The organism is Actinopolymorpha alba DSM 45243 (assembly GCF_000373925.1).
GTDB classification, from domain to species: Bacteria; Actinomycetota; Actinomycetes; order Propionibacteriales; family Actinopolymorphaceae; genus Actinopolymorpha; species Actinopolymorpha alba.
This window is the reverse complement of sequence record NZ_KB892768.1, coordinates 171,013-197,314: the sequence shown is the minus strand read 5'-3', so window position 1 is coordinate 197,314 and position 26,302 is coordinate 171,013. Positions and strand designations below refer to the sequence as shown.

Annotated in this window: 32 protein-coding genes; 18 read left to right on the top strand and 14 right to left on the bottom strand. The window is 69.1% G+C overall.

What is annotated here, in order from left to right:
* Nucleotides 1-42 precede the first annotated feature (42 nt).
* Nucleotides 43-738 carry a FadR/GntR family transcriptional regulator gene (locus B141_RS0123590; RefSeq protein WP_020577658.1) on the top strand — a complete coding sequence of 232 codons (696 nt, stop codon included), beginning with the start codon at nucleotides 43-45 and terminating at the stop codon, nucleotides 736-738.
* 59 nt (nucleotides 739-797) lie between these two features.
* Nucleotides 798-1,172 carry a helix-turn-helix domain-containing protein gene (locus B141_RS0123585; RefSeq protein WP_020577657.1) on the top strand — a complete coding sequence of 125 codons (375 nt, stop codon included), beginning with the start codon at nucleotides 798-800 and terminating at the stop codon, nucleotides 1,170-1,172.
* On the opposite strand, the gene B141_RS0123580 is transcribed toward B141_RS0123585, so the two are convergent.
* The gene (locus tag B141_RS0123580; RefSeq protein ID WP_020577656.1) at nucleotides 1,159-1,779 is read right to left on the bottom strand and encodes an ATP-dependent Clp protease proteolytic subunit; all 621 of its coding nucleotides are present in this window, start codon (nucleotides 1,777-1,779) and stop codon (nucleotides 1,159-1,161) included. The two genes, B141_RS0123585 and B141_RS0123580, sit on opposite strands and share 14 nt — an antisense overlap.
* 3 nt (nucleotides 1,780-1,782) lie before the next feature.
* On the bottom strand, nucleotides 1,783-2,388 hold the full coding sequence (locus B141_RS0123575; RefSeq protein ID WP_020577655.1) for a ClpP family protease: 606 nt from the start codon (nucleotides 2,386-2,388) through the stop codon (nucleotides 1,783-1,785).
* Between the two features lie 209 nt (nucleotides 2,389-2,597).
* Between B141_RS0123575 and tesB the strand changes: the two genes are divergently transcribed.
* The 3 genes from tesB (at nucleotide 2,598) to B141_RS0123560 (ending at nucleotide 4,360) form a co-directional block, all read left to right on the top strand.
* Nucleotides 2,598-3,455 (top strand): acyl-CoA thioesterase II, encoded by an 858-nt coding sequence (gene tesB, locus B141_RS0123570; RefSeq protein WP_020577654.1) that lies wholly within the window; start codon nucleotides 2,598-2,600, stop codon nucleotides 3,453-3,455.
* A gap of 55 nt (nucleotides 3,456-3,510) precedes the next feature.
* A complete protein-coding gene (locus B141_RS0123565) occupies nucleotides 3,511-3,810 on the top strand; it encodes a thiamine-binding protein (RefSeq protein ID WP_020577653.1) in 300 nt (99 codons plus the stop codon).
* A 109-nt stretch (nucleotides 3,811-3,919) separates the two neighbouring features.
* A complete protein-coding gene (locus B141_RS0123560; protein WP_237742784.1) occupies nucleotides 3,920-4,360 on the top strand; it encodes a GNAT family N-acetyltransferase in 441 nt (146 codons plus the stop codon).
* A gap of 79 nt (nucleotides 4,361-4,439) precedes the next feature.
* On the opposite strand, the gene B141_RS42315 is transcribed toward B141_RS0123560, so the two are convergent.
* A complete protein-coding gene (locus tag B141_RS42315; RefSeq protein WP_020577651.1) occupies nucleotides 4,440-5,279 on the bottom strand; it encodes a spermidine synthase in 840 nt (279 codons plus the stop codon).
* A gap of 136 nt (nucleotides 5,280-5,415) precedes the next feature.
* Between B141_RS42315 and B141_RS0123550 the strand changes: the two genes are divergently transcribed.
* A complete protein-coding gene (locus tag B141_RS0123550) occupies nucleotides 5,416-5,661 on the top strand; it encodes a DUF2630 family protein (RefSeq protein ID WP_020577650.1) in 246 nt (81 codons plus the stop codon).
* 16 nt (nucleotides 5,662-5,677) lie between these two features.
* Here B141_RS0123550 and B141_RS0123545 read toward each other — a convergent pair whose 3' ends face one another.
* Nucleotides 5,678-6,268: a CGNR zinc finger domain-containing protein gene (locus tag B141_RS0123545; RefSeq protein WP_084678466.1), complete on the bottom strand. Its 591-nt coding sequence runs from the start codon at nucleotides 6,266-6,268 to the stop codon at nucleotides 5,678-5,680.
* A 155-nt stretch (nucleotides 6,269-6,423) separates the two neighbouring features.
* Between B141_RS0123545 and B141_RS0123540 the strand changes: the two genes are divergently transcribed.
* Entirely contained in the window at nucleotides 6,424-7,332 is a 909-nt protein-coding gene (locus tag B141_RS0123540; RefSeq protein ID WP_020577648.1) for an arginase family protein, read from the top strand.
* Nucleotides 7,333-7,474: 142 nt separating this feature from the next.
* On the top strand, nucleotides 7,475-7,846 hold the full coding sequence (locus B141_RS42310; protein ID WP_084678472.1) for a hypothetical protein: 372 nt from the start codon (nucleotides 7,475-7,477) through the stop codon (nucleotides 7,844-7,846).
* 9 nt (nucleotides 7,847-7,855) lie between these two features.
* Here the strand turns inward: B141_RS42310 and arfB are convergent, their stop codons facing one another.
* Complete coding sequence (gene arfB, locus B141_RS0123530) at nucleotides 7,856-8,290, bottom strand: alternative ribosome rescue aminoacyl-tRNA hydrolase ArfB (RefSeq protein WP_020577646.1); 435 nt, start codon at nucleotides 8,288-8,290, stop codon at nucleotides 7,856-7,858.
* A 16-nt stretch (nucleotides 8,291-8,306) separates the two neighbouring features.
* Complete coding sequence (locus B141_RS0123525) at nucleotides 8,307-8,990, bottom strand: GOLPH3/VPS74 family protein (RefSeq protein ID WP_020577645.1); 684 nt, start codon at nucleotides 8,988-8,990, stop codon at nucleotides 8,307-8,309.
* A 107-nt stretch (nucleotides 8,991-9,097) separates the two neighbouring features.
* On the opposite strand from B141_RS0123525, the gene mgrA reads away from it, so the two are divergent.
* The 6 genes from mgrA to B141_RS0123495 all read left to right on the top strand — a co-directional run bounded on the left by mgrA (nucleotide 9,098) and on the right by B141_RS0123495 (nucleotide 13,956).
* Entirely contained in the window at nucleotides 9,098-10,135 is a 1,038-nt protein-coding gene (gene mgrA / locus B141_RS0123520; RefSeq protein ID WP_020577644.1) for an L-glyceraldehyde 3-phosphate reductase, read from the top strand.
* 238 nt (nucleotides 10,136-10,373) lie between these two features.
* On the top strand, nucleotides 10,374-11,354 hold the full coding sequence (locus B141_RS0123515; RefSeq protein WP_020577643.1) for a methionine ABC transporter ATP-binding protein: 981 nt from the start codon (nucleotides 10,374-10,376) through the stop codon (nucleotides 11,352-11,354).
* A complete protein-coding gene (locus tag B141_RS0123510; RefSeq protein ID WP_020577642.1) occupies nucleotides 11,351-12,013 on the top strand; it encodes a methionine ABC transporter permease in 663 nt (220 codons plus the stop codon). Before B141_RS0123515 ends, B141_RS0123510 begins: the two co-directional genes overlap by 4 nt.
* Before the next feature lie 66 nt (nucleotides 12,014-12,079).
* A complete protein-coding gene (locus B141_RS0123505) occupies nucleotides 12,080-12,853 on the top strand; it encodes a MetQ/NlpA family ABC transporter substrate-binding protein (protein ID WP_237742783.1) in 774 nt (257 codons plus the stop codon).
* 131 nt (nucleotides 12,854-12,984) lie between these two features.
* Nucleotides 12,985-13,140: a hypothetical protein gene (locus B141_RS50355; protein WP_020577640.1), complete on the top strand. Its 156-nt coding sequence runs from the start codon at nucleotides 12,985-12,987 to the stop codon at nucleotides 13,138-13,140.
* Between the two features lie 411 nt (nucleotides 13,141-13,551).
* Nucleotides 13,552-13,956 (top strand): lamin tail domain-containing protein, encoded by a 405-nt coding sequence (locus B141_RS0123495; RefSeq protein WP_202805881.1) that lies wholly within the window; start codon nucleotides 13,552-13,554, stop codon nucleotides 13,954-13,956.
* Nucleotides 13,957-14,008: 52 nt separating this feature from the next.
* On the opposite strand, the gene B141_RS0123490 is transcribed toward B141_RS0123495, so the two are convergent.
* From B141_RS0123490 to B141_RS0123480, 3 genes are all read right to left on the bottom strand, one after another.
* Entirely contained in the window at nucleotides 14,009-15,175 is a 1,167-nt protein-coding gene (locus B141_RS0123490; protein ID WP_020577638.1) for a carbohydrate kinase family protein, read from the bottom strand.
* A 156-nt stretch (nucleotides 15,176-15,331) separates the two neighbouring features.
* Nucleotides 15,332-16,288: a sigma-70 family RNA polymerase sigma factor gene (locus tag B141_RS0123485; RefSeq protein WP_020577637.1), complete on the bottom strand. Its 957-nt coding sequence runs from the start codon at nucleotides 16,286-16,288 to the stop codon at nucleotides 15,332-15,334.
* 223 nt (nucleotides 16,289-16,511) lie between these two features.
* Nucleotides 16,512-18,047 (bottom strand): ATP-dependent DNA ligase, encoded by a 1,536-nt coding sequence (locus B141_RS0123480; protein WP_020577636.1) that lies wholly within the window; start codon nucleotides 18,045-18,047, stop codon nucleotides 16,512-16,514.
* A 41-nt stretch (nucleotides 18,048-18,088) separates the two neighbouring features.
* Here B141_RS0123480 and B141_RS0123475 point away from each other — a divergent pair, with 41 nt between their 5' ends.
* The gene (locus B141_RS0123475; protein ID WP_020577635.1) at nucleotides 18,089-19,189 is read left to right on the top strand and encodes a quinone-dependent dihydroorotate dehydrogenase; all 1,101 of its coding nucleotides are present in this window, start codon (nucleotides 18,089-18,091) and stop codon (nucleotides 19,187-19,189) included.
* Between the two features lie 56 nt (nucleotides 19,190-19,245).
* On the opposite strand, the gene B141_RS42305 is transcribed toward B141_RS0123475, so the two are convergent.
* The 5 genes from B141_RS42305 to B141_RS0123450 form a co-directional block, all read right to left on the bottom strand.
* A complete protein-coding gene (locus B141_RS42305; RefSeq protein ID WP_084678464.1) occupies nucleotides 19,246-20,685 on the bottom strand; it encodes a S1C family serine protease in 1,440 nt (479 codons plus the stop codon).
* 106 nt (nucleotides 20,686-20,791) lie between these two features.
* Nucleotides 20,792-22,234, bottom strand: coding sequence for a sensor histidine kinase (locus tag B141_RS42300; RefSeq protein ID WP_020577633.1), 1,443 nt, complete (start codon nucleotides 22,232-22,234; stop codon nucleotides 20,792-20,794).
* Nucleotides 22,231-22,911, bottom strand: a complete 681-nt coding sequence (locus B141_RS0123460) for a response regulator transcription factor (protein WP_020577632.1) — start codon at nucleotides 22,909-22,911, stop codon at nucleotides 22,231-22,233. Before B141_RS0123460 ends, B141_RS42300 begins: the two co-directional genes overlap by 4 nt.
* Nucleotides 22,912-23,041: 130 nt before the next feature.
* Nucleotides 23,042-23,323, bottom strand: a complete 282-nt coding sequence (locus tag B141_RS0123455) for an acylphosphatase (protein WP_026257511.1) — start codon at nucleotides 23,321-23,323, stop codon at nucleotides 23,042-23,044.
* Between the two features lie 74 nt (nucleotides 23,324-23,397).
* The gene (locus B141_RS0123450; protein ID WP_020577630.1) at nucleotides 23,398-23,850 is read right to left on the bottom strand and encodes a hypothetical protein; all 453 of its coding nucleotides are present in this window, start codon (nucleotides 23,848-23,850) and stop codon (nucleotides 23,398-23,400) included.
* A gap of 218 nt (nucleotides 23,851-24,068) precedes the next feature.
* On the opposite strand from B141_RS0123450, the gene B141_RS42295 reads away from it, so the two are divergent.
* The 3 genes from B141_RS42295 (at nucleotide 24,069) to B141_RS46010 (ending at nucleotide 26,213) form a co-directional block, all read left to right on the top strand.
* Nucleotides 24,069-24,593, top strand: a complete 525-nt coding sequence (locus B141_RS42295; protein WP_020577629.1) for a hypothetical protein — start codon at nucleotides 24,069-24,071, stop codon at nucleotides 24,591-24,593.
* A 190-nt stretch (nucleotides 24,594-24,783) separates the two neighbouring features.
* Nucleotides 24,784-25,335: a DUF6318 family protein gene (locus tag B141_RS0123440; protein ID WP_020577628.1), complete on the top strand. Its 552-nt coding sequence runs from the start codon at nucleotides 24,784-24,786 to the stop codon at nucleotides 25,333-25,335.
* Complete coding sequence (locus B141_RS46010; RefSeq protein ID WP_157181218.1) at nucleotides 25,302-26,213, top strand: PKD domain-containing protein; 912 nt, start codon at nucleotides 25,302-25,304, stop codon at nucleotides 26,211-26,213. The genes B141_RS0123440 and B141_RS46010 overlap by 34 nt, the downstream gene beginning before the upstream one ends.
* Nucleotides 26,214-26,302 lie beyond the last annotated feature (89 nt).

Below are 26,302 nucleotides of genomic sequence, written 5' to 3'. Positions count from 1 at the left end.
TGGCGACGCACTTACTCCGGCAGAGGATGAAGAGGATCAGGCATGGCAGGGACCGGCCGGCAGCTGGAGGGCCGCATCGTCGACCTCATCCTCGAGCAGGGCTTGCGGGCAGGGTCGCCGTTGCCCGCCGAACCCATGCTCGTCTCGACCCTGGGTGTGAGCCGCAACTCCGTCCGCGAGGCGCTACGTGCCCTCCACACCCTTGGCATCGTGGAGATCCGGCATGGGTACGGCACGTTCGTCGGGCGGGCTCCGCTGACCGCCGTGACTCCCGGCCTGCTCTTCAGGACCCGGCTGTCCGTCCGTGACGACCCCGGCGCCCTCGCCGACCTGGTGCAGGTCCGCGAACTCCTCGAACTCGGGCTGATCGAGGAGGTCGCCGAGCGCGTCGACGAGGAGCTGCTTCGTACCCTCGACGCGTCCGTCGAGACGATGCGGTCAGGTGAACTCGCCGACGCCGACCGGCGCTTCCACGAGGCGCTGTACGCCCCCGTGGGCAACGAGCTGGCCACCCAGCTGATCGGGCTGTTCTGGGAGATCTACCACCAGGTCGCCACCGAGCTGTCCTCGCCGCCCGTCGACCGCGGCAAGGTGGCCGACAGCCATCGCCGGATCGTCGAGGCGCTCCGCGCACACGACGGACCGAAGGCCCGGCGACTTCTGCGTTACCACTTCGACGACCTGCGCGAGCGGGTCACCCGGATGGTGGGCACACCCCAGGAGTCCGGCGCGGAGTGAGTCGCCTGCCGCGCCGGACTCACGTCGGTAGGCTGGCCGCACCGCTGAGGAGGTCGCGAATGAGTGCGGACGACAGGGCAGCCACGAACGCCGGCAAGGGCACCACCGTCGTACCCCTGCGCCCTCGCAGGCGGGCACCGGAGCCTCCCCTACGCGAGGCGATCGGCCAGGCGTTGCGGCAGGTACGCACCAGGCAGGGACGGACGCTCAGCGAGGTCGCGGACGTCGCCGGCGTCTCCATGCAGTACCTCTCAGAGATCGAACGCGGCCGCAAGGAAGCCTCCTCGGAAATCCTCGAAGCCGTCTGCGGTTCGCTGAGCATCCGCCTCGCCGACCTGGTGGCGCAGACTCACCGGGTGTTGACGGCCGACTCCCGTCCTTCGCGCCCGGTCCCGACCGGACGCCCGCGAGGGCCGCTGCTCATGGCCGCATGAGCGCCGGCTCCATGATGTCGCTCCGGTTCTTGATGATGCCGTCGATCAGGCCGTAGGTGAGGGCCTCGGCGGGTTCGAAGGTACGTTCCCGGTCGGTGTCGGCCCGCCATGCCTCGACGCTGCGTCCGGTGTGCTCGCTGAGTACCACCAGCATCTGTGCGCGTACCCGCGCGACCTCCCGTGCCTGCACCTGCAGGTCGGACAGCGCACCCTGACCCCTGCTCGCCGGCTGGTGCAGCATCACCCGCGCGTGGCTCAGTGCGAACCGCTTGCCGGGAGTGCCCGCCGCCAGGAGCACCGCCGCCGCGGAGCTCGCCTGTCCGAGACAGGTCGTCGCCACGTCCGGCATGACGTACTGCATCGTGTCGTAGATCGCCATCAGCGCGCTGAACGAGCCGCCTGGTGAGTTGATGTAGAGCGCGATGTCGTCGTTCGGGTTCGCGGCCTCCAGGTGCAGGAGCTGCGCCATCACCACGTTGGCGACGTCATCGTCGATCTCGGTGCCGAGGAAGATGATGCGTTCAGACAGCAGCCGGCTGAACACGTCGGTCGCGCGTTCACCAGTGTGGGTGCGCTCGATGACGTTCGGGATGGTGTAGTGACCCATGGCTCAGACCCCTGTCCTACGGCCGATGCCGTGACCGATGCTGTCAAGGGAGTCGATGACCCGGTCGACCATGCCGTAGGCGAGCGCCTCCTCCGCGGAGAACCACCGGTCGCGGTCGCTGTCGCGCCGGATCGTCTCCACCGACTGGCCTGTGTGATCGGCGAGCAGGCGTTCCATCTGTCCCTTGGAATGTTCGATGTTCTCGGCCTGGATCTCGATGTCCGCGGCCGTTCCGCCGATCCCGGCTGAGCCCTGGTGCATCATGATCCGGGTGTGCGGCAGGGTGTACCGCTTGCCCTTCGTGCCGGCGGTGAGCAGGAACTGCCCCATGCTCGCCGCGAAGCCCATCGCGAGCGTCGCCACGTCGTTCGGGATCAGCCGCATCGTGTCGTAGATCGCCATGCCGGCGTAGACGCCGCCGCCGGGGCTGTGGATGTACAGACTGATGTCAGTCCTCGGGTCCTCCGCCGAGAGCAACAACAACTGGGCGCACACGCGGTTCGCGCTCACGTCGTCGACCTCTGAGCCGAGCAGGACGATGCGGTGGTGCAGGAGCCGGGCCGCCAACTGGTCATCGAACGTCGTGGTGGCGGCCGCCGCACTGGTCATGGACGGGTTCACTGATGCCTCCCTCGCCTTCCTGTGAGCCGGTTCAGGAACTGGCTCTGAAGCTCACTGTCGGGGAGGCGCCGGGCCGGGCGGGCATTTCTCTGCTGTCGGCAGATTCGCTCTCGGCGTACGCCGGCCAATCGCACTGGTGAGGTACGCCACCCCGGAGCCACGCGAGGAAGGGCCGACCAAGCTGGCACGATGAGGGCGTGCCTCGTTCTCTGGATGAACTCCTCGACCTCCTCGACCTGGAGCAGATCGAGGACAACCTCTTCCGCGGACGCCAGCCCGAGACCCGGCTGCAGCGGGTGTTCGGAGGGCAGGTCGCTGGTCAGGCGCTGGTCGCCGCAACCCGCACCATGGAGCCAGATCGCCCCGTGCACTCGTTGCACGCGTACTTCCTGCGACCGGGCGACACCAGCGTTCCGATCGTCTACGACGTGGAACGCACTCGCGATGGCCGGTCCTTCGGCACCCGCCGGGTAGTGGCGCGCCAGCATGGCCGGACGATCTTCTACATGTCCGCGTCGTTCCACACGTCGGAGCCAGGTTTCGATCATCAGGACACCCCGCCCGACTTCCCCGAACCCGAGAGTTGCCCGACGCTCGGCGAGGTGATGGAGAAGGTCTCGGGACGGCCGAGCGACGCGTGGGCGGAGGAGTGGGCGGCCCTCGACGTGCGGTACGTCGGCGACTCCCGAAGGGGCGGCGTACCCCCGGACCCGACGCATCCCGCCCGCGCCCGGGTGTGGTTCCGGGCCGCCGGACGCCTGCCCGACGACCCCGTGCTGCACAGCTGCGTGCTCGCGTACGCCAGTGACCTCACCCTGCTCGGCGTGACGCTCGTGCCGCACGACACCTACATCGGGGCACCTGGCCTTCAGACGGCGTCGCTGGATCACGCGGTCTGGTTCCACCGGCCGTTCCGAGCGGACGAGTGGCTGCTGTACGACCAGGTGTCACCGTCGGCCTCTGGTTCACGGGGCCTCGCGACCGGGTCGCTGTTCACGCGCGACGGCCGGCTCGTCGCCACGGTGGTCCAGGAAGGCTTGATTCGTCAGACCTAGAAGGCTTGCCCCCGTCAGACCTCAGACCCGTCAGACCTAAGGAAGGCGACCCCGAATGATCGTGGCGTTCAGCATCAGTCCGTCCGGCGGCGACGAGACCGGCGGGGTGAGCGAGGCCGTCGCCGAGGCGGTCCGGGTGGTCCGGGAGTCCGGCCTGCCCAACGAGACCAACGCGATGTTCACCAACATCGAGGGGGAGTGGGACGAGGTGATGGCGGTGGTGAAGCGGGCCGTCGACGTCGTGGCGGCGAGGTCGCCACGGGTCGGGCTCGTCCTCAAGGCCGACATCCGTCCCGGACACACCGGCCAGCTCACCGCGAAGGTCGAACGCGTCGAACGCCTCCTCGGTGAATAACCGGCCGGCCATGGCTGCTGAGCCGATGGGGATCGGGACGCGACCGGACGTGGTCGTGCCAGTAAGGGTCAGGTCGGCGCATGCCGCAGGCTGGGTGTTGCGTGCTGCGGTGACAGCGGACATCGAGGTGATCGCGGAGTTGCGGGCCACGGTCCTGCGTGCGGATTTGGAACGCCTTGGGCGCTACGACGAGCAACGGGTGCGGCAGCGGCTGAGAGACTCCTTCTCCCCGCAGCACACGTCGATCATCATGATCGACCGCGAACTCGTAGGCTGCGTCACGATCCGGCCCGCCGACGGCCTGCAGTGGCTGGAGCACTTCTACCTTGCTCCGCACCGTCAGGGCCAAGGGCTGGGATCCGCAGTCCTGCGCACGGTGCTGGACGGGACCGACGCGCAGGGCATGACCGTGGGTTTGAACGTGCTGCAGGGCAGTGCTGCGCGTCGGCTCTACGAGCGCCACGGATTCGTCGTGGAAGCCCAGGACCCGATCGATGTCTTCATGATGCGCCCGCCAGGGGCGATGGCGAGCACTCCTGCGAAAGCTTGACCTCCGACGGTGCGACGGCGCGCCTCGGTTCGTGAGGCTGTCTTCCGGCCGAGGATCGAAGGAGCCGAGACGTGATCATTCAGGGTCGGTCCGCGCCGTCACCGGCGCCCTCTTCGCCGGCGGAGGCTGGCTTGGCTTCGAGCGCGCCCGCTTCCGGCGGGTCGGTGAGCGGACGGAGTCCGGCGACGAGTTGGCCGAGCCGTTCGGGTCGCACGAGCCGGGCCCGCACCGCGCCCGACGCGAGCCGGCGGGTCAGGTCGTCCAGTGGCAACGGTGCGTTCGACGCGAGCAGGAGGACGTTGCCGTAGCGCCGACCCCGGAGCTGGGAGGGTTCGGCGACCAGGACCACGTGGGCGAAGACCTCCAGCATGGTGGCGGCCTCGGCCCGGGCGTTGCGGTGTTCGGCCTGATCCGCGACGTTCGTGACGTACACACCGTCCGCGCTGAGTATCCGGGCCACCTCCCGGCAGAACTCCATAGTCGTGAGGTGCTCCGGGACCCGGTTGCCGGCGAAGGCGTCCCGGATCACCAGGTCCTGAGAAGCCTCGCCGAGTGTGCGGACGCCGGCCCTCGCGTCCGTGACCCTGATGCGCAGGCCTCGCTGGCGGCGCAGCTCGAAGGCGTCGCGGACGAGTTCGACCAGCGTGGCGTCGACCTCGAACACCACCTGGCGCGAGCTCGGCCGGGTGGCCTCGACGTACCGCGCGAGGGTGCAGCCTGCCCCGCCAAGGTGCGCGACCCGAAGCGGCGCCGCCGGCGGAGCCATCAGGTCGATCAGGTCACCGATCCACCGGACGTACTCGAACTCCAGCCGGGTCGGGTCGTCGAGATGGACGTACGAACTGGGTACGCCGTTGACCACGACGAACCACCCGGCCGGGTCGTCCCGATCGACCGTGATCTCCGCGCTGCCGGTCATAATGCGGTGGTGACCCGCCTGAGCCGCGGGTCCCGACGGGGTGGCGCGGGTCGCGCGTCGGGTACGCGCGGGTGGACGGCGATCGGGCACATGCCAGCCTTGCATGGGTGCCCACCCGAGCAGGAGGTAGGTAGCTGTGGACGACCAGGAGATCCTGAACCACGTGCGGGCGCTCGTCGACTATGAGCACGCCCTCCGGCAGAAGGTACAAACCGGCGATCTCTCCGCAGAGGAGGAGGGGGAGCGCCTGCGCGAGCTGGAGACGACCCTGGACCAGTGCTGGGATCTGCTGCGGCAACGCCGGGCTCTGCGCGAGGCCGCGGCCAATCCGGACGTGGCGAAGGTACGCCCGGCCGAGGAGGTCGAGGGCTACCAGCAGTAAGAGGTCGCGGCGCAGCTCAGCGCTGCTCTCGGCGTCGGTCGCGGAGCGCCCGTGCCTTCGTGCGGTTGCCGCACACCCGCATCGTGCACCACCGGCGGGTCCCAGCGCGGGAGGAGTCCCAGAAGACCCACGCGCAGTCCTCGGCGGGACACCGCCGCAACCGTTGCCAGCTGCCGTCGGCCCGGGCCGTGACGTACGCCGCCACGATCAGGCGCAAGGCAGCCTTGACAGGGGGTCCGGGCGGCTCGTCTGGCTCGTCTGGTTCCTGCCAGGTGTCGTCGACTCCGGCGACCAGGGGGAGCGCTTGGAGTGCTCGCCGGCCGGCCTCGAGGTCAACGGGGTGAGGGTTCCCGCCGTTGTTGGCGAGCAGCACCGCCCGCAACCCCGACCGCAGGTCCAGCGCGAGGGCGAGGTCGTCTGGCCCGATCGATCGGGCCGCCCCGCGCGCCAGCATCCGGCGTTCCACCAACCACTCGGCCAGCCGTGCGGGTTCGTCGCTCCAGGCGTCTGAGATGTCCTCGACGTCGATGCTGTTGACGAACTCCAGCATTGGTGTGAGCCCGGCCGGGATGGGCACCACCGCGCTCGTCCGCCCCGATCCCGTCATGTCGTCACTCTCTCCGTTCGCTGTGCCAACCCAGGGGCGGCGTTGCCGAGTCGTCAGAGGTATCTCGGTCTCTTAGCCGAGAAACCTCTGACAACTCGGGATCCCACCCGTCTACGGATAACCGCTCTCAGCTTAGACCAGTTACTATTCCGCGCATGACATCGATCAGCGTTCTCGACGCGCCCTCCAACCTCGGTCTCCGGATGCCGTCACCCGGCGTTGTCCCGGGGTGTTACAAGCTCGCCGGTGCGTTGCGCGACCTGCGTTTCCTCGACCGGATTGGCGCCGCCGACGCCGGCTACGTCGTTCCACCTCGTTACGACGTCTCGGACTGGAAACGCGGCGACGGCGTCATGAATGCGCGCGGAATGGCGGCGTACTCCACGCGGCTGGCGGACCGGATCGGCGACCTCGTGGACGCTGGAGAGTTCGTGGTCCTGCTCGGCGGGGACTGCAGCATCATGCTCGGGCCGACGCTCGCACTGCGCCGACGCGGCCGGTACGGCCTGGTCTACCTCGACGCCAGCTCAGACTTCCGGCAGGTCGGGGGCAACGTCAGCTATGTCGGTGCCGCCGCGGGGGAGGTCCTCGCCCTCGTCACCGGGCGCGGCCAGGACGACATCGTCAACCTGGAAGGGTTGCGCCCCTACGTCAGGGACAGCGACATCCTGGTGATGGGCATCCGCGACTTCGACGAGTACCGCGACGAGCTCGCCGAGCTCGACATCCCCACCTGGACGGCCGCGGAGATCATCAAGGAGGGCCCGACCGTGGTCGCCGAGCGCGGCCTGCGGCACCTGGCCGAACTCGAGGGTTTCTGGGTCCACGTCGACGCTGACGTCCTTGACCCCAGCGTGATGCCGGCGGTTGACGCACCCGATCCGGATGGCCTCGACCATCCCCACCTGGTGGAGCTGCTCCGCCCGCTCCTCGCGCATCCGGGGTGCGTGGGCGTGGAGGTCACCATCTTCGACCCCGACCTCGATCCCGACGGCCGGCTGGCCGAGGCGTTCACGGACACCGTGGTGTCGGCATTGTCCGGCCGTGTCCACGCCACGTCATGAGCGAGCGGAGCGAGGACGCGGATGAGCGAGCGGAGCGGAGCGAGGACGCGCGTGAGCTGGTCGATCGTGTAACACTGCGAGGATCGGGACGGCATCGGAGGTGGCTGTGGCGGCCGGCAAGGGACGATTCACGAAGACCGCGATGACGTACGCCGTTAAGTACGGCCCGCTTGTCTACGAGGCGGTGAAGTACGGCCGCGAACCCGCCCAGCGCGCCATCCAGAAGGCGCTGGCCCGGCAGGGCAACCGTCGGCAGGCGCTTCGGCACGCGACGACCGTGGTGGACGGCTCGGTGCTCCGGGTCTTTCACCAGGCCGAGCCTGTCTGGGTGGTGTTCGCCGGGGACGCCGCGGTCGCGAGCTACCCGCCGGTCGACGTACCCCTTCCAGCCGTCCTCGAACACGCCGACCTCAGCCTGCGTGTCCGGCCGCCAGTCAGGTCGGGCCGCGCCCCCGGTGTGCCACGCGTTGTCCGCAAGGCGCTCGGGCGGTCAAAGAGTCCGCCACCTCCCTGAACCAGCTCATCAGCGTTCGCGGGCGTCAGGCGGACGGCGGAGCCGCTTCACGTCACCCTGGCGTTTCTTGGTCGAGAGGCGGCGCTCGACGGCTGAGCGTGAGGGACGAGTGGGCCGGCGGGGTTTCGCGGGCGGTGCGAGCCCGTCCTCGAGCAGGGCAACGAGTCGTGCCAACGCGGCCTTGCGGTTGGCCAGTTGTGAGCGATGGTCGGATGCCGTGACGGTGAGCACCCCGTCGACCAGACGTCCCGCCAAGCGTTCCAGCACCCGCGCGCGTTGGGTAGGGGTGAACGCCGGCGAGCGGGCGACGTCGTAGGCCACCGTCGCCCGCGAGTCGGTGGTGTTGACCGACTGACCGCCGGGTCCGCTCGACCGTGAGAACCGCCACGACAGCTCGTCGTCACCGATGATGACGGTACCGATACGTAGCGGGTCTCGGGTCACGGCACCATCTTCTCGCTCAGCCTCCCCCGCCCGCCGCCGTGGTGGCCACCGTCGCGGCCATGACCGCGGTCACGACCGCCGCCTGAACGGCCTCCACCGCGCGGCGTACGGCTTCCGCGGCCCAGGCGCCCTCGGAGACCTCCTTGGCCCGGCGTTTGAGGGCACGCTTGTCGGGTGCGTCGACGATCTTTGGTACGACATCGATGGCGGTGAGCAGGGACACGAGAGCACTGGTGCGGCCGTCGGGGGTGAGTCCCTGGACGAGTACGCCATGGAGCCGTGCCCGCAGGGTGTCCTCGTGGCTGGAGTCGCGCGCCGGCCAGGTGGTCGTCGGAAAGACGCGGAGGATCCTGCCCTCCTGGCGCTGCAGGATGCCGCGCTCGGCGAGGTCGTTCAGGAGGCGGTCCCGCAAACCCTTCGTGAGCGGCCTGATGACGTCAGCCGGCTTGCGCCCGCCCCTGTGGTCAAGGAGTTCCAGCGCGTCGTCGAGGACTGGGCTCCCCAGTGGCGAGCGGTCGCGGACGACCAGGCGGCCCTTCCTGACCTCCTCGTCCGGACCCGCGACGTCAACCCGGCCTTGCAAGGCAAGCTCGAGTAGCACCGCGCCGGCCAGGGCGTACTGCACCTTGGTGCTGTCGGCCAGCGGCCGGCCGGTGTTGTCGTCGAGCAACAGGAGCAGGAGGTCTTCGGCGATCAACATCGGATTCCTCGTTTCTGGGGCGATGAACCCCTCCAGGATAAGAGGCGATGGCCAGCAACGGCGGCTCGTGTCATGCGCCGGGAGAAGGCATGGAAGACTCTGGCGCCATGGGATACGAAGCCGCCGACAATCGCTATGACCGGATGCAGTACCGCCGTTCCGGACGGCACGGACTCCGACTGCCCGCGGTCTCGCTGGGGCTCTGGCACAACTTCGGTGACGACGTACCCCTGGAGCGCCAGCGGGCCATCCTGCGGCGGGCGTTCGATCTCGGCGTCACGCACTTCGACCTGGCCAACAACTACGGCCCGCCGGCGGGTTCCGCGGAGCTCAACTTCGGCAAGCTGTTCCGGCAGGACCTCGCGCCCTACCGCGACGAGCTCGTCATCTCGACGAAGGCCGGCTACCTGATGTGGCCCGGTCCCTACGGCGAGTGGGGTTCGCGCAAGTACGTCCTCAGCAGCCTCGACCAGAGCCTCTCCCGGATGGGCCTGGAGTACGTCGACATCTTCTACTCCCACAGGTACGACCCCGACACCCCGCTCGAGGAGACCATGGGTGCCCTCGACACGGCTGTCCGTCAGGGGAAGGCGTTGTACGCGGGTATCTCGTCCTACTCGCCGGAGCACACCCGGCAGGCCGCGGCCATCCTCGCCGAGATGGGCACACCGCTGCTCATCCACCAGCCGTCCTACTCCATGCTCAACCGCTGGATCGAGGAGGCACTGCTGGATGCCCTCGAGGACGAGGGCATCGGGTGCATCGCGTTCTCGCCGCTGGCGCAGGGCATGCTCACCGACAAGTACCTCCAGGGTGTTCCGGATGGGTCCCGCGCGACGCAGGGCAAGTCGCTCTCGCCCGACCAGCTCTCCGAGAAGAACCTCACGCACATCCGGGCACTGAACCAGATCGCGGCCCGCCGTGGGCAGTCCCTGGCCCAGATGGCTCTGGCCTGGGCGCTCCGGCACCCCCAGATGACGTCCGTTCTCATCGGCGCGAGCAGCGTGGCGCAACTCGAGGACAATGTCGCGGCGCTCGACCGGCTCGACTTCAGTGCGGAGGAGCTGGCGGAGATCGACGGGCACGCCGTCGAGGCCGGCATCAACCTCTGGGCGCGTTCCAGCCAGCGTCCCGCCACTGACTGAGCAACCCCGTCCCGCCAGCTGACGGTGTGGATCCAGCCCAGCCTGAATGATCACGTATACGTGATCATTAAGCGAGCCTCACGGGCTTCGCCCGTCCGGGCCCGCCCCCACCTCACACCCTGGTGTGAGCTGACTCGAACCGGGCTGGTTGACTACGCGCGTGATCTTGAGCCGGGCGGCTTTATCGGGCCCGGCCGCGGTGCCTTCCACGAGCCATGCGTCTGGAAAGCCAAGCCCTGTGATCGAGTTGGACGACATCCGTAAGAGCTATCGGCGTCCCGATGGCGACGTCGTGGTGCTCGACGGTGTGGACCTCTTCGTCGATGCCGGAGAGACCTTCGGCATCGTCGCCGATGATCCTTGTACGGCAAGGGCGCTCCTGCGCTGCGTCAACCTGCTCGTGCGCCCCGACGAAGGCACCGTGTGGGTGGCCGGGGACGACCTCACCGCGATGGGACGCCAGCAGTTACGCCGGGCTCGACACGGCATCGGCATGCTCGTGGAGCAGGTCGACCTGTTCGCCCAGCGCACGGTCGCCCGCAACGTCGCCCTGCCGTTGGAGTTCGCCGGCGTCCGCCAGCGCGACCGTGACCTGCGGGTGGACGAGATGCTCGACCTGGTGGGGCTGGCCGAGCAGGCGGAGAGGTACCCCGCCGAGCTTTCCGACGAGGAGCGGTGTCGGGTCGGGATCGCCCGCGCCTTCGTCTCCCGCCCGCGGGTCCTGCTGAGCGAGGAGTCGACCGCGACGCTCGAGCCGGCGGCCCGGAGGGCGATGCTTTCCCTGGTGGGTGAGCTGACCGCGCGGTTCGATGTCACCGTCGTGTGGGTCACCCAGGACTACGACCTCATCAAGGCGACCTGCGACGGCGTGGCCCTGGTCGAGGAAGGCCGGGTTACCGACCACGGACACCTGCCCGATCTGCTCCGGCAGCCGGGGTCGAAACTCGTGGACAGGCTGGTGCCGATGCTGCCGGAGGCGGAGCCGAGTTCGGGCCGCCTCCTGGCTGACCTGACGGTCCTCGGCGACGTCGGCCCGGTCCTCACCGAGACGGGCCGGGCGTTCGGCGTCGACATCAGCGTGGTGGTCGCATCGCTGGAGACGATCTGCGGTCAGCCCATCGGCCGGTTGCGTGTCGAACTCACCGGACCGGGGGAGGACTGCCAACGAGCTTTGCTCAGGTTCGCTGACCTCAACCTCACACCGAAGGTGTACATATGAGCCACTGGCAGGCGGTGCTGCCGGAACTGGCGGAGGCGACCGGCGCCACGCTCGCCATGGTCTTCATGGCCACCCTCTTCACCGTCGTGATCGGACTTCCGCTGGGCGTCCTCGTCGCGATGACCGGCAGGGACGGACTCGTCGCCGTACGCGGACTCCACCAGTTGGTGGCCGGGCTCGTCGCAGTAGGCCGGTCGATCCCGTTCGTCGTCCTGCTCATCGCCGCGATCCCGTTGACCCGGGCGATCGTGGGTACGCCGACCGGCACCGGCGCCGCCGTCGTACCCCTCACGCTGGGGGCCGTTCCGTTCTTCGCCGAGCGGGTCCGGGCGAGCCTGCGCAGCGTCGACCGCGGTGTCGTCGAGGCGGCGTTCGCGATGGGTGCCCGCACCCACCACGTGCTCGTGACGGCGTTGCTCCGGGAGGGACTACCCCGCATGGTCTCCGGGCTCGCGCTCACGGTGGTCGTCCTCATCGGCTACAGCGCGATCGTGGGGGTTCTCGACGGCAGTGGCCTTGGCGCGATGGCCATGACGTACGGCTACAAACACTTCGAGACCGATGTCATGGCAGCCATCGTCGGCATCTTCCTCGTGCTCACCCAAGGGGTGAAGCTGGTGGGTGACAGCCTGGCACGACGCCTTGATCACCGACGTTGACGTGGTGTGCCAGGTCCAGGAGGGAGCTCGATGATGCGCAGGCTTCTTGTGGCCTTCGTGGCTGGCGTGTACGTAATCGTCAGTGCTGGCTGCGGCATCAGCTTCTCCGTCCTCACCGAGGAGACGCTCCGGGTCGGGGTGAGTCCGGGGCCTGACCGCCAGATTCTGACCTACGTCAAGGAGTCCTTGGCACCTGCCGTGCGCCTCAACCTCGAGGTGGTGGAGTTCGCCGACCCCGCGGCGGCGCGGAGCGCGCTGCGCGAGAAGTCGCTCGACGTCGCCTTCGTGCGTTCGTCCGGAGGAGCAGGCACGAAGGACGGCCCAAGTCCCGATCTCGCGTTCCTGGCGCCGGTCCACGTCGAGCCGTTGGGTTTGTACTCCGCGAAGGTCAAGGCAGTTCGCGAGCTGCCGTCCGGCGGCGAGATCGTCCTACCTGACACGCCGGGTGCGTCCGGACGCGCCCTCCAGCTCCTCGCCGCGGAGAAGGTTCTGAGCGTGCGGGAGGGAGCGGGCGACGCCGCGACCGTGCGGGACATCACCAGCAACCCGCACCACCTGAGGGTCACCATGCTGGCGCCCACGGACCTTGTGAAGGCCTACCCCCGGGCAACCCTCGCGGTCATGGCGCCCGGCACGGCCACCCAGGCGGGCCTGCGGCCGCGTGGCGACGCGCTCAGCCTGGAGGCCGCGATCGGCAGTCCGTACGCCGACGGCCTGCTGGTGCGGGCGGGTGATCGCGCCGACTCGCGGGTCACGATGCTGGCCGAACTCCTGCGTTCCCCGCAGGTCAGGACATTCATCGAGGAAAAGTTCCAGCAGGCGGTACTCCCTGCCTTCTGAGCTGGGCCTGCCCCGCGCACTGCGCCCCGGCGTCCGGGCGCTCGGCACCAGGGTAATCCAGGGGTCGACTCAGGTCTTTTCCTGAAAGATCCGAACCGGTCCCTGGCGTACAGTGGTCAAAGGAGGTGACCATGCTTCAGATCCTGTTGGTGATCGCCATCGTCTGGCTGGCGCTCACTGTCATCGGCTTTCTTTTCAAGGGACTTTTGTGGCTCGGGATCATCGCGTTGGTGTTGTTCCTGGCCACCAGCGCCTGGGGATGGATCAAGCGCAACTCCGGAGGCTGAGGCGCGGGACCATTCCGGCTGCGCAGAGGTCAACGCCCGGCGGCGTTGGCCTCTGCTGTGTTGATGGCCACCCGCTGTGTTGATGGTCACCGCATCCCCGATGCGTCCCCCAGGAACGCCTTCTCGTGAACGCATCGGATGGGCTGACAGCCGCTCGCTGTCCGCGCCCCCCGGTTGCGTGATCTCTTACGCCGAAAGGCCCGCGCGGGTTGATCACGGCCACTAGTATCGGCGCACCGGTTGGCACTACCTGATCCAGATCTCAGGACGTGCCTGCCGAGGCTCGCGTCCCGCATCCGCGGGTCGTGAGCTTCTTGTTGACTGACGCGACGTGATGCGCGTCCGTTGTCCACTGGGGGGACACCAATGACCGTGAGGTCGTACCTTGCTGCCTGCGTGGCGGCTCTGTGTGTGGCAACAACGCTGTTCGGTGGCCGTGCCGAAGCGGCGAGCAGCATTCAGTTCGGTCGGATCCAGTACGACTCACCAGGCAGCGACACCGGCAGCAACGCGAGTCTCAACGCCGAGTGGGTTGTCCTCAAGAACGTCGGGTCCCGCGCGGTCAGCCTCAGGGGCTGGACCGTTCGGGACGCACAACGGCACGTCTACACCTTCGGCACGTTCACGCTCAACAGCGGTGCCTCGGTGACGTTGCACACGGGCACCGGAACGAACTCCTCGACGCACAGGTACTGGGGTTCGCGGGCCTACATCTGGAACAACAGCGGGGACACGGCGACGCTGAAGACGGCTTCGGGTACGACCGCCGACACCTGCGCCTGGACGAGCACCGGGTCGGGTTACAAGAACTGCTGACGGCTCACTCTGGCGTCCGCTCCCGCGTTTGGGGAGCGGACGCCAGCGCGGGTCAGGGCTCGATGCCGTCGGTCTGGAAGCCGATCGTCGCTGTCGCTCGGCGCACCGCGCCCACGGGGTACTGCGGGACCAGGTCGTCGAGGAAGGCGTACTCCTTGGCGACGTCACCGAGCCCGGGTACCCGCTTGGCGACCTGCCACCAGGCGGCGATGTCGGCCCAGCCCGGCGCCGAGAGCGAACCCCCGAAGTGCTGGACCGACAGCGCCGCGCACAGGTTGGCGAACCGCAGCCGGTGCAGCAACGGCCAGCCAGCCAGGGTCGAACTCACGAAACCAGCCGCGAAGACATCACCCGCGCCGGTCGGGTCGAGCGCCTCGACCGGAAGGGCCGGGACGTCGGCGTACTCACCCGTCTCGTTGTCGACCGCGAGCGCACCCTTGCTGCCACGGGTGACCACGGCGACCGGCACCAGGTCGCCGAGCTTGGCCAGCGCCGACTCGGGAGTGTCGGTGCGGGTGTAGCCGAGCGCCTCCGGCGTGTTCGGCATGAACGCATAGCAGGAGCTCAGCCGGTCGAGAAGCTCGGAGGACCACTGCTCCGTCGGGTCCCAGCCCACGTCGGCGAAGATCCGGGCACCGCTGGCGGCGGCCTGCCGCGTCCAGTCGTCCATCTCCGGAGCCAGGTCGACGAAGCACGCGCGGGTGCCTGGCAGGCCCTGACTCTTGATCATGTCGTCGGCCGGCAACGGAGGCTCGTGCGCGTGCGTGATCAGGCTGCGGTCGGAGTTGTACGCCAGGGACACCGTGACCGGCGAATGCCACTGCGGGAACTTCCGGGATATGGAGAGGTCGACGCCTTCCTGCTCGGCGAGGGTCCGCCAGCAGAAGTCGCCGTAAACGTCGGTGCCGAACGCCGCGGCCAGGGATGTGCGCAGACCGAGCCGGGACAACGCGATCGCGAGGTTGGCGACACCGCCGGGGGAGCAGCCCATGCCTTCGGTGAAGATCTCGGTGCCACTCGACGGGGGTACGCCAAGGCCGGTGAAAATGATGTCGAGGAAGACCGTTCCAGACAGGAAGACGTCGAACGGCGGGTCTTCCGGTGCGCGAAGCGCGGCAAGCGGATCGTGTGACGGTCCTCGTCCGACGACCCGGCCGAGCTCCCATGGCGTGCTGGTGAAGCTCGCGTCCGGACCCGGCTGTGCTTCCGCCGTGTCCATCGACACTCCCTTACTCATAACTCAACGTAGATACGGGGACCCACCGTAGCGCGGGGCTCCCCCAAGGACGCACGGCCGCCCGGGTGCTGAGCCAGAACACCAGGCGCCCCGGTCCGCAACGGGCGTGGACCAGGGCGCCTCGGTGTCGCTGAGCTGTTAGGCCGCGTTCGGACCCACCAGGTCGGGTTCGGCGATCTTGCGCAGCCGGTGGAGGGCGTCGCGTTCGAGTTGGCGCACGCGTTCGCGTGACAGGCCGAACCGGTCGGCGATCTCCGCAAGCTTCCACGGGCGGCCGTCGTCGAGGCCGTACCGCAGCCGCACGATCTCGGCCGAACGCTCGTCGAGGGTCTCGATCAGTGCGGCAAGTCGGGAACTCGACTCCGCGGCGACCACCGTCTCGTCGGGACCTGGCATCACGTCGCGGGCCACGAGGTCGCCGAGCGAGGTCTCGCCGTCATCGTCGACCGTGACGTCCAGCGACACGTGGTCGCGGCCCCAGCTGACCAGCTCCTCCACGCGCTGCTCCGGAACACCCAGCTGGTTGGCCAGCTCGGCGTTCTCGGGTTCGCGGCCGAGCTCGCGTTCGAGAGCCCGGCGGGCGGCGCCGAGGGCGTTCAGGTCCTCCACGACGTGGACGGGAAGCCGGACCACCCGTGCCTGCTGGGCGATACCCCGGGTGATGGCCTGCCGGATCCACCACGTGGCGTACGTCGAGAACTTGTAGCCCTTGGTGTAGTCGAACTTCTCAATTGCCCGGATCAGGCCGGTATTGCCCTCTTGCACCAGGTCGAGGAGGGGGAGTCCGGATCGCCCGTAACGGCGAGCGATCGACACCACGAGGCGGAGGTTCGCCTCGAGGAAGTGCCGCTTCGCCCGGCGACCTTCGTCAGCCACCCAGGCCAGCTCTTCAGGAGTCGCCTCCGCTGGCACACGTCCGAGAGCGCCGGTACGGTTGTGGTCGAGCAGTTGTTCCGCGAGTTGACCGGCCTCGATAGCCTTGGCAAGCTCGACTTCCTGCGCCGCGTCGAGCAACGGCGTACGCGAGATCTCGTCGAGGTAGCGACCAACGAGGTCGCGGTCTTCGACGAGGTCATCTGCATGGCGACGGCGCACTGGCAATGTGGCTCCTCCCGGCTAGGCAGGCGGATCTCGTAGAACCCCCGAGATCCGTTCACCCAGCTCAACGTCTCGAGCCCGTGGCCGAATTCCCGATGCGCCGGGGTTCATGTGTGCCATCTTGCGTTCTCTCCCCGGCCAGCTTGCGTTCTTTGGCCAGCCTGGCAGCGTGTGCCGTCGCGCCCGCGGCCGGCGTCGCCCGGGTCCCCTCCCCGGTAGGTCAGGTGCGTTCGTGAATCTCGCGGACGCTCGCCACGGTGTCGGCGTCTTCGGCCTTTTTGTCAGGGCGATACCGCAGGACCCGGGCGAAGCGCAGAGCCATGCCGCCGGGGTACTTACTGGATGTTTGTACGCCGTCGAAGGCGATCTCCACCACCAGCTCGGGTCGGACATAGACGGTCCAGCGGTCACGGTCGGTCTCCAGCTCCAGCAGCCGCTCGGTCTGCCAGCGCAGGAGCTCGTCGGTCAGCCCCTTGAAGGTCTTGCCGAGCATGACGAACTCACCCGTGTCGGGGTCACGCGCACCCAGGTGAAGATTGGACAGCAGGCCGGTGCGGCGGCCGTGGCCCCACTCGACCGCCAGCACGACCAGGTCCAGGGTGTGCCGCGGCTTGACCTTGATCCAGGCCGAACCCCGGCGGCCGGCGTCGTAGGGTGCGTCCGGCGACTTGGCGACCAGTCCTTCGTGCCCGCGGCGCACGGTCTCGGCGAAGAACGCCTCGGCCCGCGCGACGTCATCGGTGACGAGTCGGGGAACCCGGAGCGTCTCGGGCAGCAGGTCTTCGAGCACGCTCCAGCGGTCAGCACCGGGTTGGCCGATCAGGTCGGTGCCGTCGCGGTGGAGAACGTCGAAGAAGAACGCCCGGACCGGCGTCGCGGCCCGCAGGCGCTCAACGTCGATACGGGAGCCGACCCGGCTGGCCGTGACCTGGAACGGGCGCGGCCGCTCGGCGTCATCCAGGGCGATCACCTCGCCGTCGAGGACGACGGACGTGACCGGCAGGGCGCGGACGGCCTCGACCACCTCGGGCAGCCGGTCGGTGACCTCGTCAAGCGTGCGGGTGAAGACGCGTACGGTGTCGCCGGCGCGGTGCACCTGAACCCGGATGCCGTCGAGCTTCCACTCCCACCTCGCCGGCCCACCGAGCTTGGTGAGCGCCTCGGCGACGTCGGGTGCGGGGGAGGCGAGCATGGGCCGCAACGGTCGGCCGACCTCGAGCCGGAACGCGTCGAGAACGCTCGGGTCGCCACCGGCGGCGACGGCGGCGGTCGCTACCGGTGGGACCGCGCCAGCCACCATGACCGCCCGCCGGATGTCGACGGCGGGTAGCTCGCTGGCCCTGATCACCGCGTCGAGCATGACACCGTCGAGCGCGCCCTGCCGGAGCTCGCCGGTGACGAGGCCGGCCAGCAACCGCTGCTCGTCGTCCGTCGCCCGCGCCCAGAGATCGGTGAGCAGCTGCTGGCGGCGGGCTTGCGATCCGGCACCCGCGACCTCGGCGATCTCCGCGAAGGCGGCGTCGACCTCACTGACGCCGAGGCTGGGCGTGGTCGCCGGAGCCGGCAGGTCCCGCAGCGCGGCGTATCCGACACCAGTGCGGCGTTGCCGCAGCTCACCGGCGAGGTAGGAGACCACGAGACCAACCTCGTCTGGATCGGCGGCGCGCAGGCAGACGGCGATGTGGCGCACCTTCTCCAGGCGCGAGCGCGTGCTCGAGATCGCGGTGGAGGCGCGCGCGAGGTCAGCGAACAGCATGAAAGCATTCTCCAGGCGACCACCGACATGCCTGGACGGCGATGTACAAACTTCTGTTCGACCTGCTGCTCAAGCGACTCCCGGCGGAGACGGCGCATCACCTGGCATTCCGGATGATCCGTAGCACCTGTGCCGTTCCGGGCGTCGGCTGGATACTTCGCCGTTGGCTCGGCCCGAGCGACCCGGTGCTGCGGGTGCGGGCGTTCGGTCTGGACCTACCCGGACCGCTGGGCCTCGCGGCCGGCTTCGACAAGGACGCGCTGGGCGTCGACGCGCTCGCGTCGCTCGGATTCGCCTACGTCGAGGTCGGCACGATCACCGCCCAGCCCCAGCCGGGCAACCCCACGCCCCGGATGTTCCGGCTCCCGGCTGACCAGGCCCTGATCAACCGCATGGGGTTCAACAACCGCGGTGCCGCCAGCGCCGCTGACCGGCTCCGCCGCCGACAGGGCCGCCCGACCCGGGTCGGCGTCAACATCGGCAAGACCAAGGTCGTCCCCGAGTCCGCCGCGGTCGCCGACTACGCCACGAGCGCCCGCCTGCTCGCGGAGTTCGCCGACTACCTGGTCGTCAACGTGAGCTCGCCCAACACCCCGGGTCTGCGTGACCTGCAGGCGGTCGAGCATCTGCGCCCCCTGCTGGTGGGCGTACGCGAGGCACTCGACGCCGCGACCGCCCGGCGGGTACCCCTCCTGGTCAAGATCGCCCCTGACCTGGCGGACGCCGACATCGACGCGGTGGCCGACCTCGCCCTCGAGCTCCACCTCGACGGCATCATCGCCACCAACACCACCATCAGCCGGGAGGGTCTCCACACGGATCCCGCCGAGGTCCAGGCCGCCGGCGCCGGTGGACTGTCCGGTGCCCCGCTGAAGGCCCGGTCCCTGGACGTACTCCGCCGGCTCCACGCCCGGGTCGGTGACCGGCTGGTGCTCGTCGCGGCCGGCGGGATCGAGAACGCCGACGACGCCTGGGAGCGGATCCGGTCTGGGGCCACGCTCCTCCAGGCGTACACGGGATTCATCTACGGCGGGCCGTTCTGGCCGCGCCGGCTGCATCGCGAGCTCGCTCAACGGGTGCGGGCGGCCGGCTACGCCTCGCTTACCGAGGCCGTAGGCACGTCCAGCCACCCGCACCCGTGAGCGGGGCCTGCTCGAGAGATCTCCGCCGGGGGAGCACCGGGATCCCGGCGGATTTCTCAGCGCGGCCAGGGGAAGGGCAGAGGGTTGGAGTCCTGCTCCTCTTGCTGCGGGTTCTGCTGCTGCGGCTGCTGGCTCTTTCCGCCGTCGCTGCCGAGTGTCGCCGTGACGGTCTCGGTCTTGCCGTTTCGTACGTAAGTCAGCGTGACCTTGGTGCCCGGCCGGTTGGAGCGCACGGCGGCGATGAGCGAGTCCGCGTCGGTCACCTGGCGCTTGTCGACCTTGGTGACGACGTCACCCGCCTTCAGACCGGCCCTGTCGGCAGCTCCGCCCGGCGTGACGGCCTGGATCTTGGCGCCGTCAGCCGTGCCGCCAGAGGAGGTGGCCGGCGAGACTGAGACGCCAAGCTGGGCGTGTTCGGCCTTGCCGTTCCTGATGAGTTCCTGCGCGATCGGGCGGGCCTCGTCGATCGGGATGGCGAATCCCACACCGATCGAACCCGACTGGCCGCCCATCGAACTACCGAGCGTGGCGATGGCGCTGTTGATGCCGACCACCTCGCCCGCCATGTTGACCAGCGCGCCACCGGAGTTACCCGGATTGATCGCCGCGTCGGTCTGGATGGCGTCGATGACGGTGTTGCTCTGGTCCCCGGAGGAGGAGTCGCCAGTGCGGACCGGCCGGTTGAGCGCACTCACGATGCCCGACGTGACGGTGCCCGAGAGCCCCAGGGGCGAGCCGATCGCCACGACGTTCTGTCCGACCGAGAGATCGCCGGAGCTACCGAGCCGGGCGGGAGTCAGCCCTGAGACGTTCCGTGCCCGGATGACGGCGAGGTCGGTGGTCGGGTCGAGCCCCACGATCTCGGCGCGTGCTGTCTTGCCGTCGCTGAACGTCACGCTGAGTCGACCACCCTGCGAAGCGGGCGCGGCGACGTGGTTGTTGGTGAGGATCAGGCCGTCGGCGCTGAGGACGATCCCGCTGCCGTTCCCGTTGCCCTGAGACGTCGCGATCGTGATGGATACGACGCTGGGGAGCAACCGGTTGGCGACCTGCTGGACGCTGCCCGCCGGTGCGCTCGAGGCGTTCTGTGACTTCGGCGGCGCCTGGTCCAGGGCAGTGGCCGTGGACGCGGGCTGCTGGTCGCGGGTCAGGAAGTAGGTCGCGGCCGTACCAGTCCCTCCGCCAACCAGACCAGCCGCGACCGCCACCGCCACCAGCGCCGCCGCACCCCGCCGGGCTCGCGGCTTGGGCTTGGCCGGCGCGGGCGGTGGGGAGGGCGACCATGCGGGCGGTTGCTGGCCGTACGGATAGGGGCTGAACGGCGGGAGAGCGCGCGTCTCCTCGGAGGCGTACTGCCCACCAGGCTGCCCACCAGGCTGCCCACCAGGCTGCCCTGCGGGCGGCTCGAAGGAAGGCCCAGGCCCCGCGGTCGAGGCGGTGGGGCGCTCTTCCGGACGGCGCGGCGGCTGGTCGGGTTGTGGAGTCGTCTCGCTCATAACGCCAAGATTCGTCCCGGTTGCTGAGATCAAACTGAGAGCTACCCCAGAGGCGTCGAAGAAACCGGACTTCGGTGAAGGTAACGGAAGCCGCAGGGGTCCGGGACTACCTGACCGAGCCGCGGCCGGCGGACGGTGCGCCCGGGCGCATCGGCGTGGGTACGCCGGGCAGCCTGAGCGTCAGGAGCGCACCCCCGCCAAGGGCGCGGCCGGCGCTGATGGTTCCGCCGTGCCGGTCGGCGGCCTGCTTCACGATCGAGAGGCCAAGACCCGAGCCGGGCATGGTGCGCGCCTCGGCGGAACGATAGAAGCGCTCGAAGACGTGCGGCAGGTCCGCCTCGGCGATACCCGGCCCCTGGTCGGCGACGGTGAGGACGCCGTGGCGGAGATTGACCGTCACCGTTCCCTGTGGAGGGCTCCACTTCCCGGCGTTGTCGAGGAGGTTCGTGACCGCGCGTTCCAAGGCCTGCGCGTCACCGAACACGGTCCATGGTTGGGCGTCGACCGCGAACCGGAGTCCCGGCGCCCGCCGGCGTACCCGCTCGACGGCGTGCGTCACGATGTCGGCGAGGTCGACTGGCGCGTGCGCGGTCGAGGGCGGGTCCTCCCGGGAGAGCTCGACCAGGTCGCCCACCAGGGCGGAGAGTTCTCCAACCTGGGCCCGCACGTCCTGGAGCAGGGCCTGGCGCTCCGCCGGCGCGAGGCCTGGGCGTCCCTCGCTCTGCGCGAGCAGGTCGAGGTTGGTGCGCAGGCTGGTGAGTGGCGTGCGGAGCTCGTGTCCCGCGTCGGCGATCAGCCGGCGTTCTCGTGCCCGCGCCTCGGCGAGCGCCGAGAGCATCGCGTTGAACGAATGGGTGAGGCGGGCCAACTCGTCGTTGCCCTGCACGGGAATCGGGCGCAGGTCGCCGGTCCGCGCGACGTGTTCGGTCGCCGACGTCAGCCGCTGGACCGGCCGAAGCCCGGTGCGTGCGATCCCTACCCCGGCCCACGCGGCCACCGCGATGCCGGCACCTCCGACCAGGAGAAGCACCAGCCCGAGGCGTTTCAGGAGCAGGTCGGTGGCGGCGGTCGGCTGCCCGAGGACGAGGGCGATACCCGGGGCCCGGGCGGCCGGGACGGCGACGACGCGGTACGTCTGTCCGTCGCTGCTGGTGGCGGTGCGCACGCTCTGGGGAGCTGCGCCGCTGGCGACGTTCAGCTCCGGCTGGCCGACCGGAGGGTTCTGGTACGCGCCGCTCTGGTCCTTGGCGGTGATGATCCGCTGGTCGGCGGTGAGCAACGCGATCCGGATGTCCGCGGCGCCGAGGAACTGCGGCGGAACCTGCGAGAGCGCCTCCTGGTCGACAGGAGAGGAAGTGACGGCCCGCGCACGGTCGAGGAGGTTCGCGTCGACCTGGCTGAGCAGGGAGCTCCGAACCGTGACGTACGCGGCGATCGAGACGAGGACGACGATCATCCCCACGCCGAGCGCGGCGACCAGGCCGACGCGGGACCGCAGGCTGAGGTTACGAGGCGGCCAGCGCCGGGGGGACTGGATGGGTTGGCTCACGGTGGTGTTTCTCGGAGGACGTACCCGACGCCGCGGACCGTGTGGATCAGCCGGGGTTCGCCGTTACCTTCTGTCTTACGGCGAAGGTAGCCGACGTAGACCTCGAGCGAGTTGGCCGAGGTCGGGAAGTCGAAGCCCCACACCTCCTCCAGGATCTGCGAACGCTCCAGAACCTGTCGAGGATGGCGGAGGAAGAGTTCGAGGAGGGCGAATTCGGTACGGGTCAGGCTGATCGAGCGCCCGCCCCGGCGTACATCCCGGGTGCCCGGATCCAGGCTGAGGTCGGCGTAGGACAGCTGCGCACCGTCAGCGCCAGGGGTTGCCCGGCGGAGCAGTGCTCGGAGTCTGGCGAGTAGCTCCTCCAGCGCGAACGGCTTGGACAGGTAGTCGTCCGCGCCCGCGTCCAGGCCGGACACCCGGTCTGCCACGGCGTCCCGGGCGGTCAGCACCAGAATGGGCACATCGTTACCAGTCGCCCGGAGCGCCCGGCAGGTGGCGATGCCATCCAGACGGGGCATCATGACGTCGAGCACGACCGCGTCCGGGCTTTGGGCTGCGACGCTGCGGAGGGCCTGTTCGCCGTTCTCGGCGAGGTCGACCTCGTAACCGTTGAAGACGAGCGAACGACGGAGGGAGTCCCTGACTCCCTGGTCATCGTCTACGACAAGGATGCGCACGAGTGCCAGTGTGCCGTGCCGACCTGAAGGAACGCTGAGCGCTACGGCATGCTGACCGCCCGCCGTGGGTGGGGCTCTGACCTGCGGCGTCATCCACGCGGGGTCGACGTCGCTGGGGTGGTGCTCGGCGTCACCGCCGGATCTCGAAGGCCGTGAGGCCCTCGGGTCGCTCGGTGCTCCGGTCGACCCGCACCACGCGGGCGAGGGGCGGGCCGTTCCGGCACCAGTCGACGATTGCCTCGACCGGTCCCGCACCGCCTTCGAACACCGCCTCGACGCTGCCGTCGGGTCGGTTGCGTACCCATCCGGCGACGCCGAGCCGCTCCGCCATCCGGCGGCAGGTGTCCCGGAAGAAGACGCCCTGAACCATGCCGTGAATCGTGACGTGTGTCCGGGTGAGCGAGGTGGTCATGTGCCCCAGCTTGCCCATCCAGGAGGGAGGTTCGAACCCGCGCCTGGCACGGAGACGTCGTACGGCGGTGTCTGTCACGCGGCCAGCGCGGGCGCTGATCCGGCTTTGGTGCTGGAGTAGCCGCGCCACCCGTGTTCGGTCACGAGGAAGACCTCGGCGACAGGGAGCCTGTGCCGGGCAGTCTCGCTCGCCAGGGCGGAAAGCCACACGTCGTCGGAGGGCAACCACACGACCCGGCCCCGTCGGCACCGGACCAGTGCGACGGCGTGGGAGGGAGGGCTCTGGCGTTGCTTCGGGGTGATCGAGGAGAGCGCGGCGTCGACCCGGGCGCGCGCCTGCCGATCGTCGGGCGGGCCGTCGGACCCGGCGAGTGGTACGTCCAGCCAGGCGGCCCGATCGACGTAGCCGCGGGAGAGTCGGATAAGGGCAAGGATGACGCGGTCGGAACTGAACGGCACATGGCGGCTGATCCGGCGCAGCAGGGTCGCCGAGTCACCGTGGGCGACAGGGTGGAGTGGCGTGGTCACTGGATCAGGGTGCCCGCTCGGCGGCGTACGGTGACGGAAGTTTTCCACAGGTAGCTGGCTGTGGATGACCGGAAGCGCAGGGTGCTTCCGGTCGGGCATCCTGCCATGCGTGGCCGTCGGCCGGCGCCTTCTCGTATCTGACCAACCACCCGGTCCGTGCCCGCGATCTCCTCGTCCGTTGAGCTTTGCGCTCCTCGCTACCTGGGAGGGTGTCTGCCGTGGAGGAACCCGTCGAGAGGTTTCGCCTGGTTGGTTATGTCCGGATCGATCCGCCGCTTCGTCGCGCCGAGTTTGAATACCTCACGGCGTTCGCGGAGTCGCGCCGATGGCGAAGGCCCGGCGGGCCGTACGCCGTTCCCGACAATCCCATCGCCGAATGCCTCGATCCCAAGCTCGATCTGAGCGAATACTCCCTCCCGGCGGAGGGCCAGCCCGGCCTGCACTGCCCGTGGACGCCCGGTCACGGCGGCCGCGCCCTGGTGCCGTCACATGACCTGGCGGGCGGCAACGGCATCCCGCCGGCTGAGAGCGCGTCCTGGCTCAGCTACCTCCGTGATCACTTCCTCGCGCGGGCCGCGCGGGTGAACAGCCTCTCGGGTGCGCCGGCTGAGTGGTTCACCGGCTTCAGCTTCGACCACGTGCTCGACGGCGCGGCGGCGGTCTGTAGCGACCAGGCCGGTGAGCTCACCGCGATCAGGGTTGTCTCCAGCGCGGTGTCGACGGAAGTGCTCTGGAGAGGTTGACCCGCCGGCACGCGCACCGCCCGGCACGGATGCCGTTTCCGGGTTACATGTACGGCAGCGATATGCGAAGCCATGCCTACATAAAGTAGCTGTCGATCTTATGTGCGAGGAGGAAGAGCGAAGGACATTACTGCTGGTAATCTATGGCGCGGCTTCGCCGGGTTTTCGAGCGAAATGGGGGAGAATGCGCATGCGGCGGTTCGTGGGGGCTACGGCTCTCCTCGCACTATTCTCCGCCGCGGCTTCCGGCTGCACTGGTGGATCTCCCGAGCCCACCCCGGTTGACGACGGGCCAACCGAGAGCACCTCGGCCAGCGCGTCTCCGTCACCTACGCCCACTCGCACGTCGTCGCCCGCGAGTGAGTCGCCGCAGGCCCGGGCCGTACGCCGGTATGTTGACCTGATCAACCAAGCCCAGGGCACAGGCGATGTCTCGGCACTCCGCTCCGCGAGTTCGGAGGAGTGCCAAGGGTGCAAGACGATCGCGGATTCGATCGCACAGATCTACGCCCGCGGCGGGAGTTACAAGGGCAATCACCAGCTCCAGATCAGTGCGCTGGAGCCGGTCACCGACACGAAGCCGCCCGCCTTCACAGTCCTGCTCAATACGAAGCCCTACGAGCTGGTCCCATCCTCTGGTGCCAAGCCAACACCGCGGAACGACGGAAAGATCGTGCTACGGATCACGGTCGCAAGTCAGGGAGAACGATGGGTCGTCACCGAACTCCGCAACGAGTCCTGAGTCATCTGCTACGGGTCGGCGTCGTGCTGGGCGTGCTGGCGCTCGGCTTGGTCGGCGTCGGCACTGAGGGGAGTTGGACCAACACCTTCACCGGCACCGCGCACGCGGAGGACTGCCGCTGGGGGCTCTGCAACGGTGACGGTGACCCGGGGCCTGACAACCCTGGCCCTGGGCCTGACAAACCCGGTCCGGGAGGTCCGCAGCCCGGCGACACCAGGACGGACGAATACATCACGCCCTCCTGCATGGGCAACGGTCCGCCGCCGAACGACCCTGGCAACCTGTGTGGGATGGCGGTTTCGTCGTGCCCGACTGACGGTGACCTCCGTTACTACGTCTACACCCGCCTCGAACGTTGGAACGGCTCGGCATGGGTGCCCGCCGGCAACTGGGAGAGCCAGGCCAGCGAGTGTCGAGGCCCGGACGACGCGGACCAGGTCGTGATCACCCCGGAACAGGTGCTGAGCTGGGTGGAGGCATACGGCCTTCCAGCGGCGAGCGCCGAGGTCAATCCGGGTAATGGCCGGACGCTCATCGACTTCGAGACGATCTTCTACACCGGCCTCACCGAGGCTCAGGTCATCCAGGTCGGCCCGGGCGGCAGCGTGACTGTCCATGCCACTCCCGTCTCCTACACCTGGCACTGGGGCGACGGCGGCAGTTCGACCACGACGAAGCCGGGCGGACCGTACCCGAACTTCGACGTCAACCACGTCTACTCGAGCGCCGGGTCATACACCGTCAGGGTGGACGTCACCTACAGCGGTTGGTACGACGCTGGCGCGGGCCGGGTGGACCTTCCCGGCACCTTCACCCAGCCAGGCACCCAGACAACGCCGGTGACGGTGCTGGAGAAGTCGGACGTCCTCACCCGCTGAGGCCGTTGATGAGACTGAGGTCCTTCATGGCACAAGGCCTCGGACGCGCTCAGGCGCGACCGAGGCCTTTGTGCTGGAAGCCAGCCGTT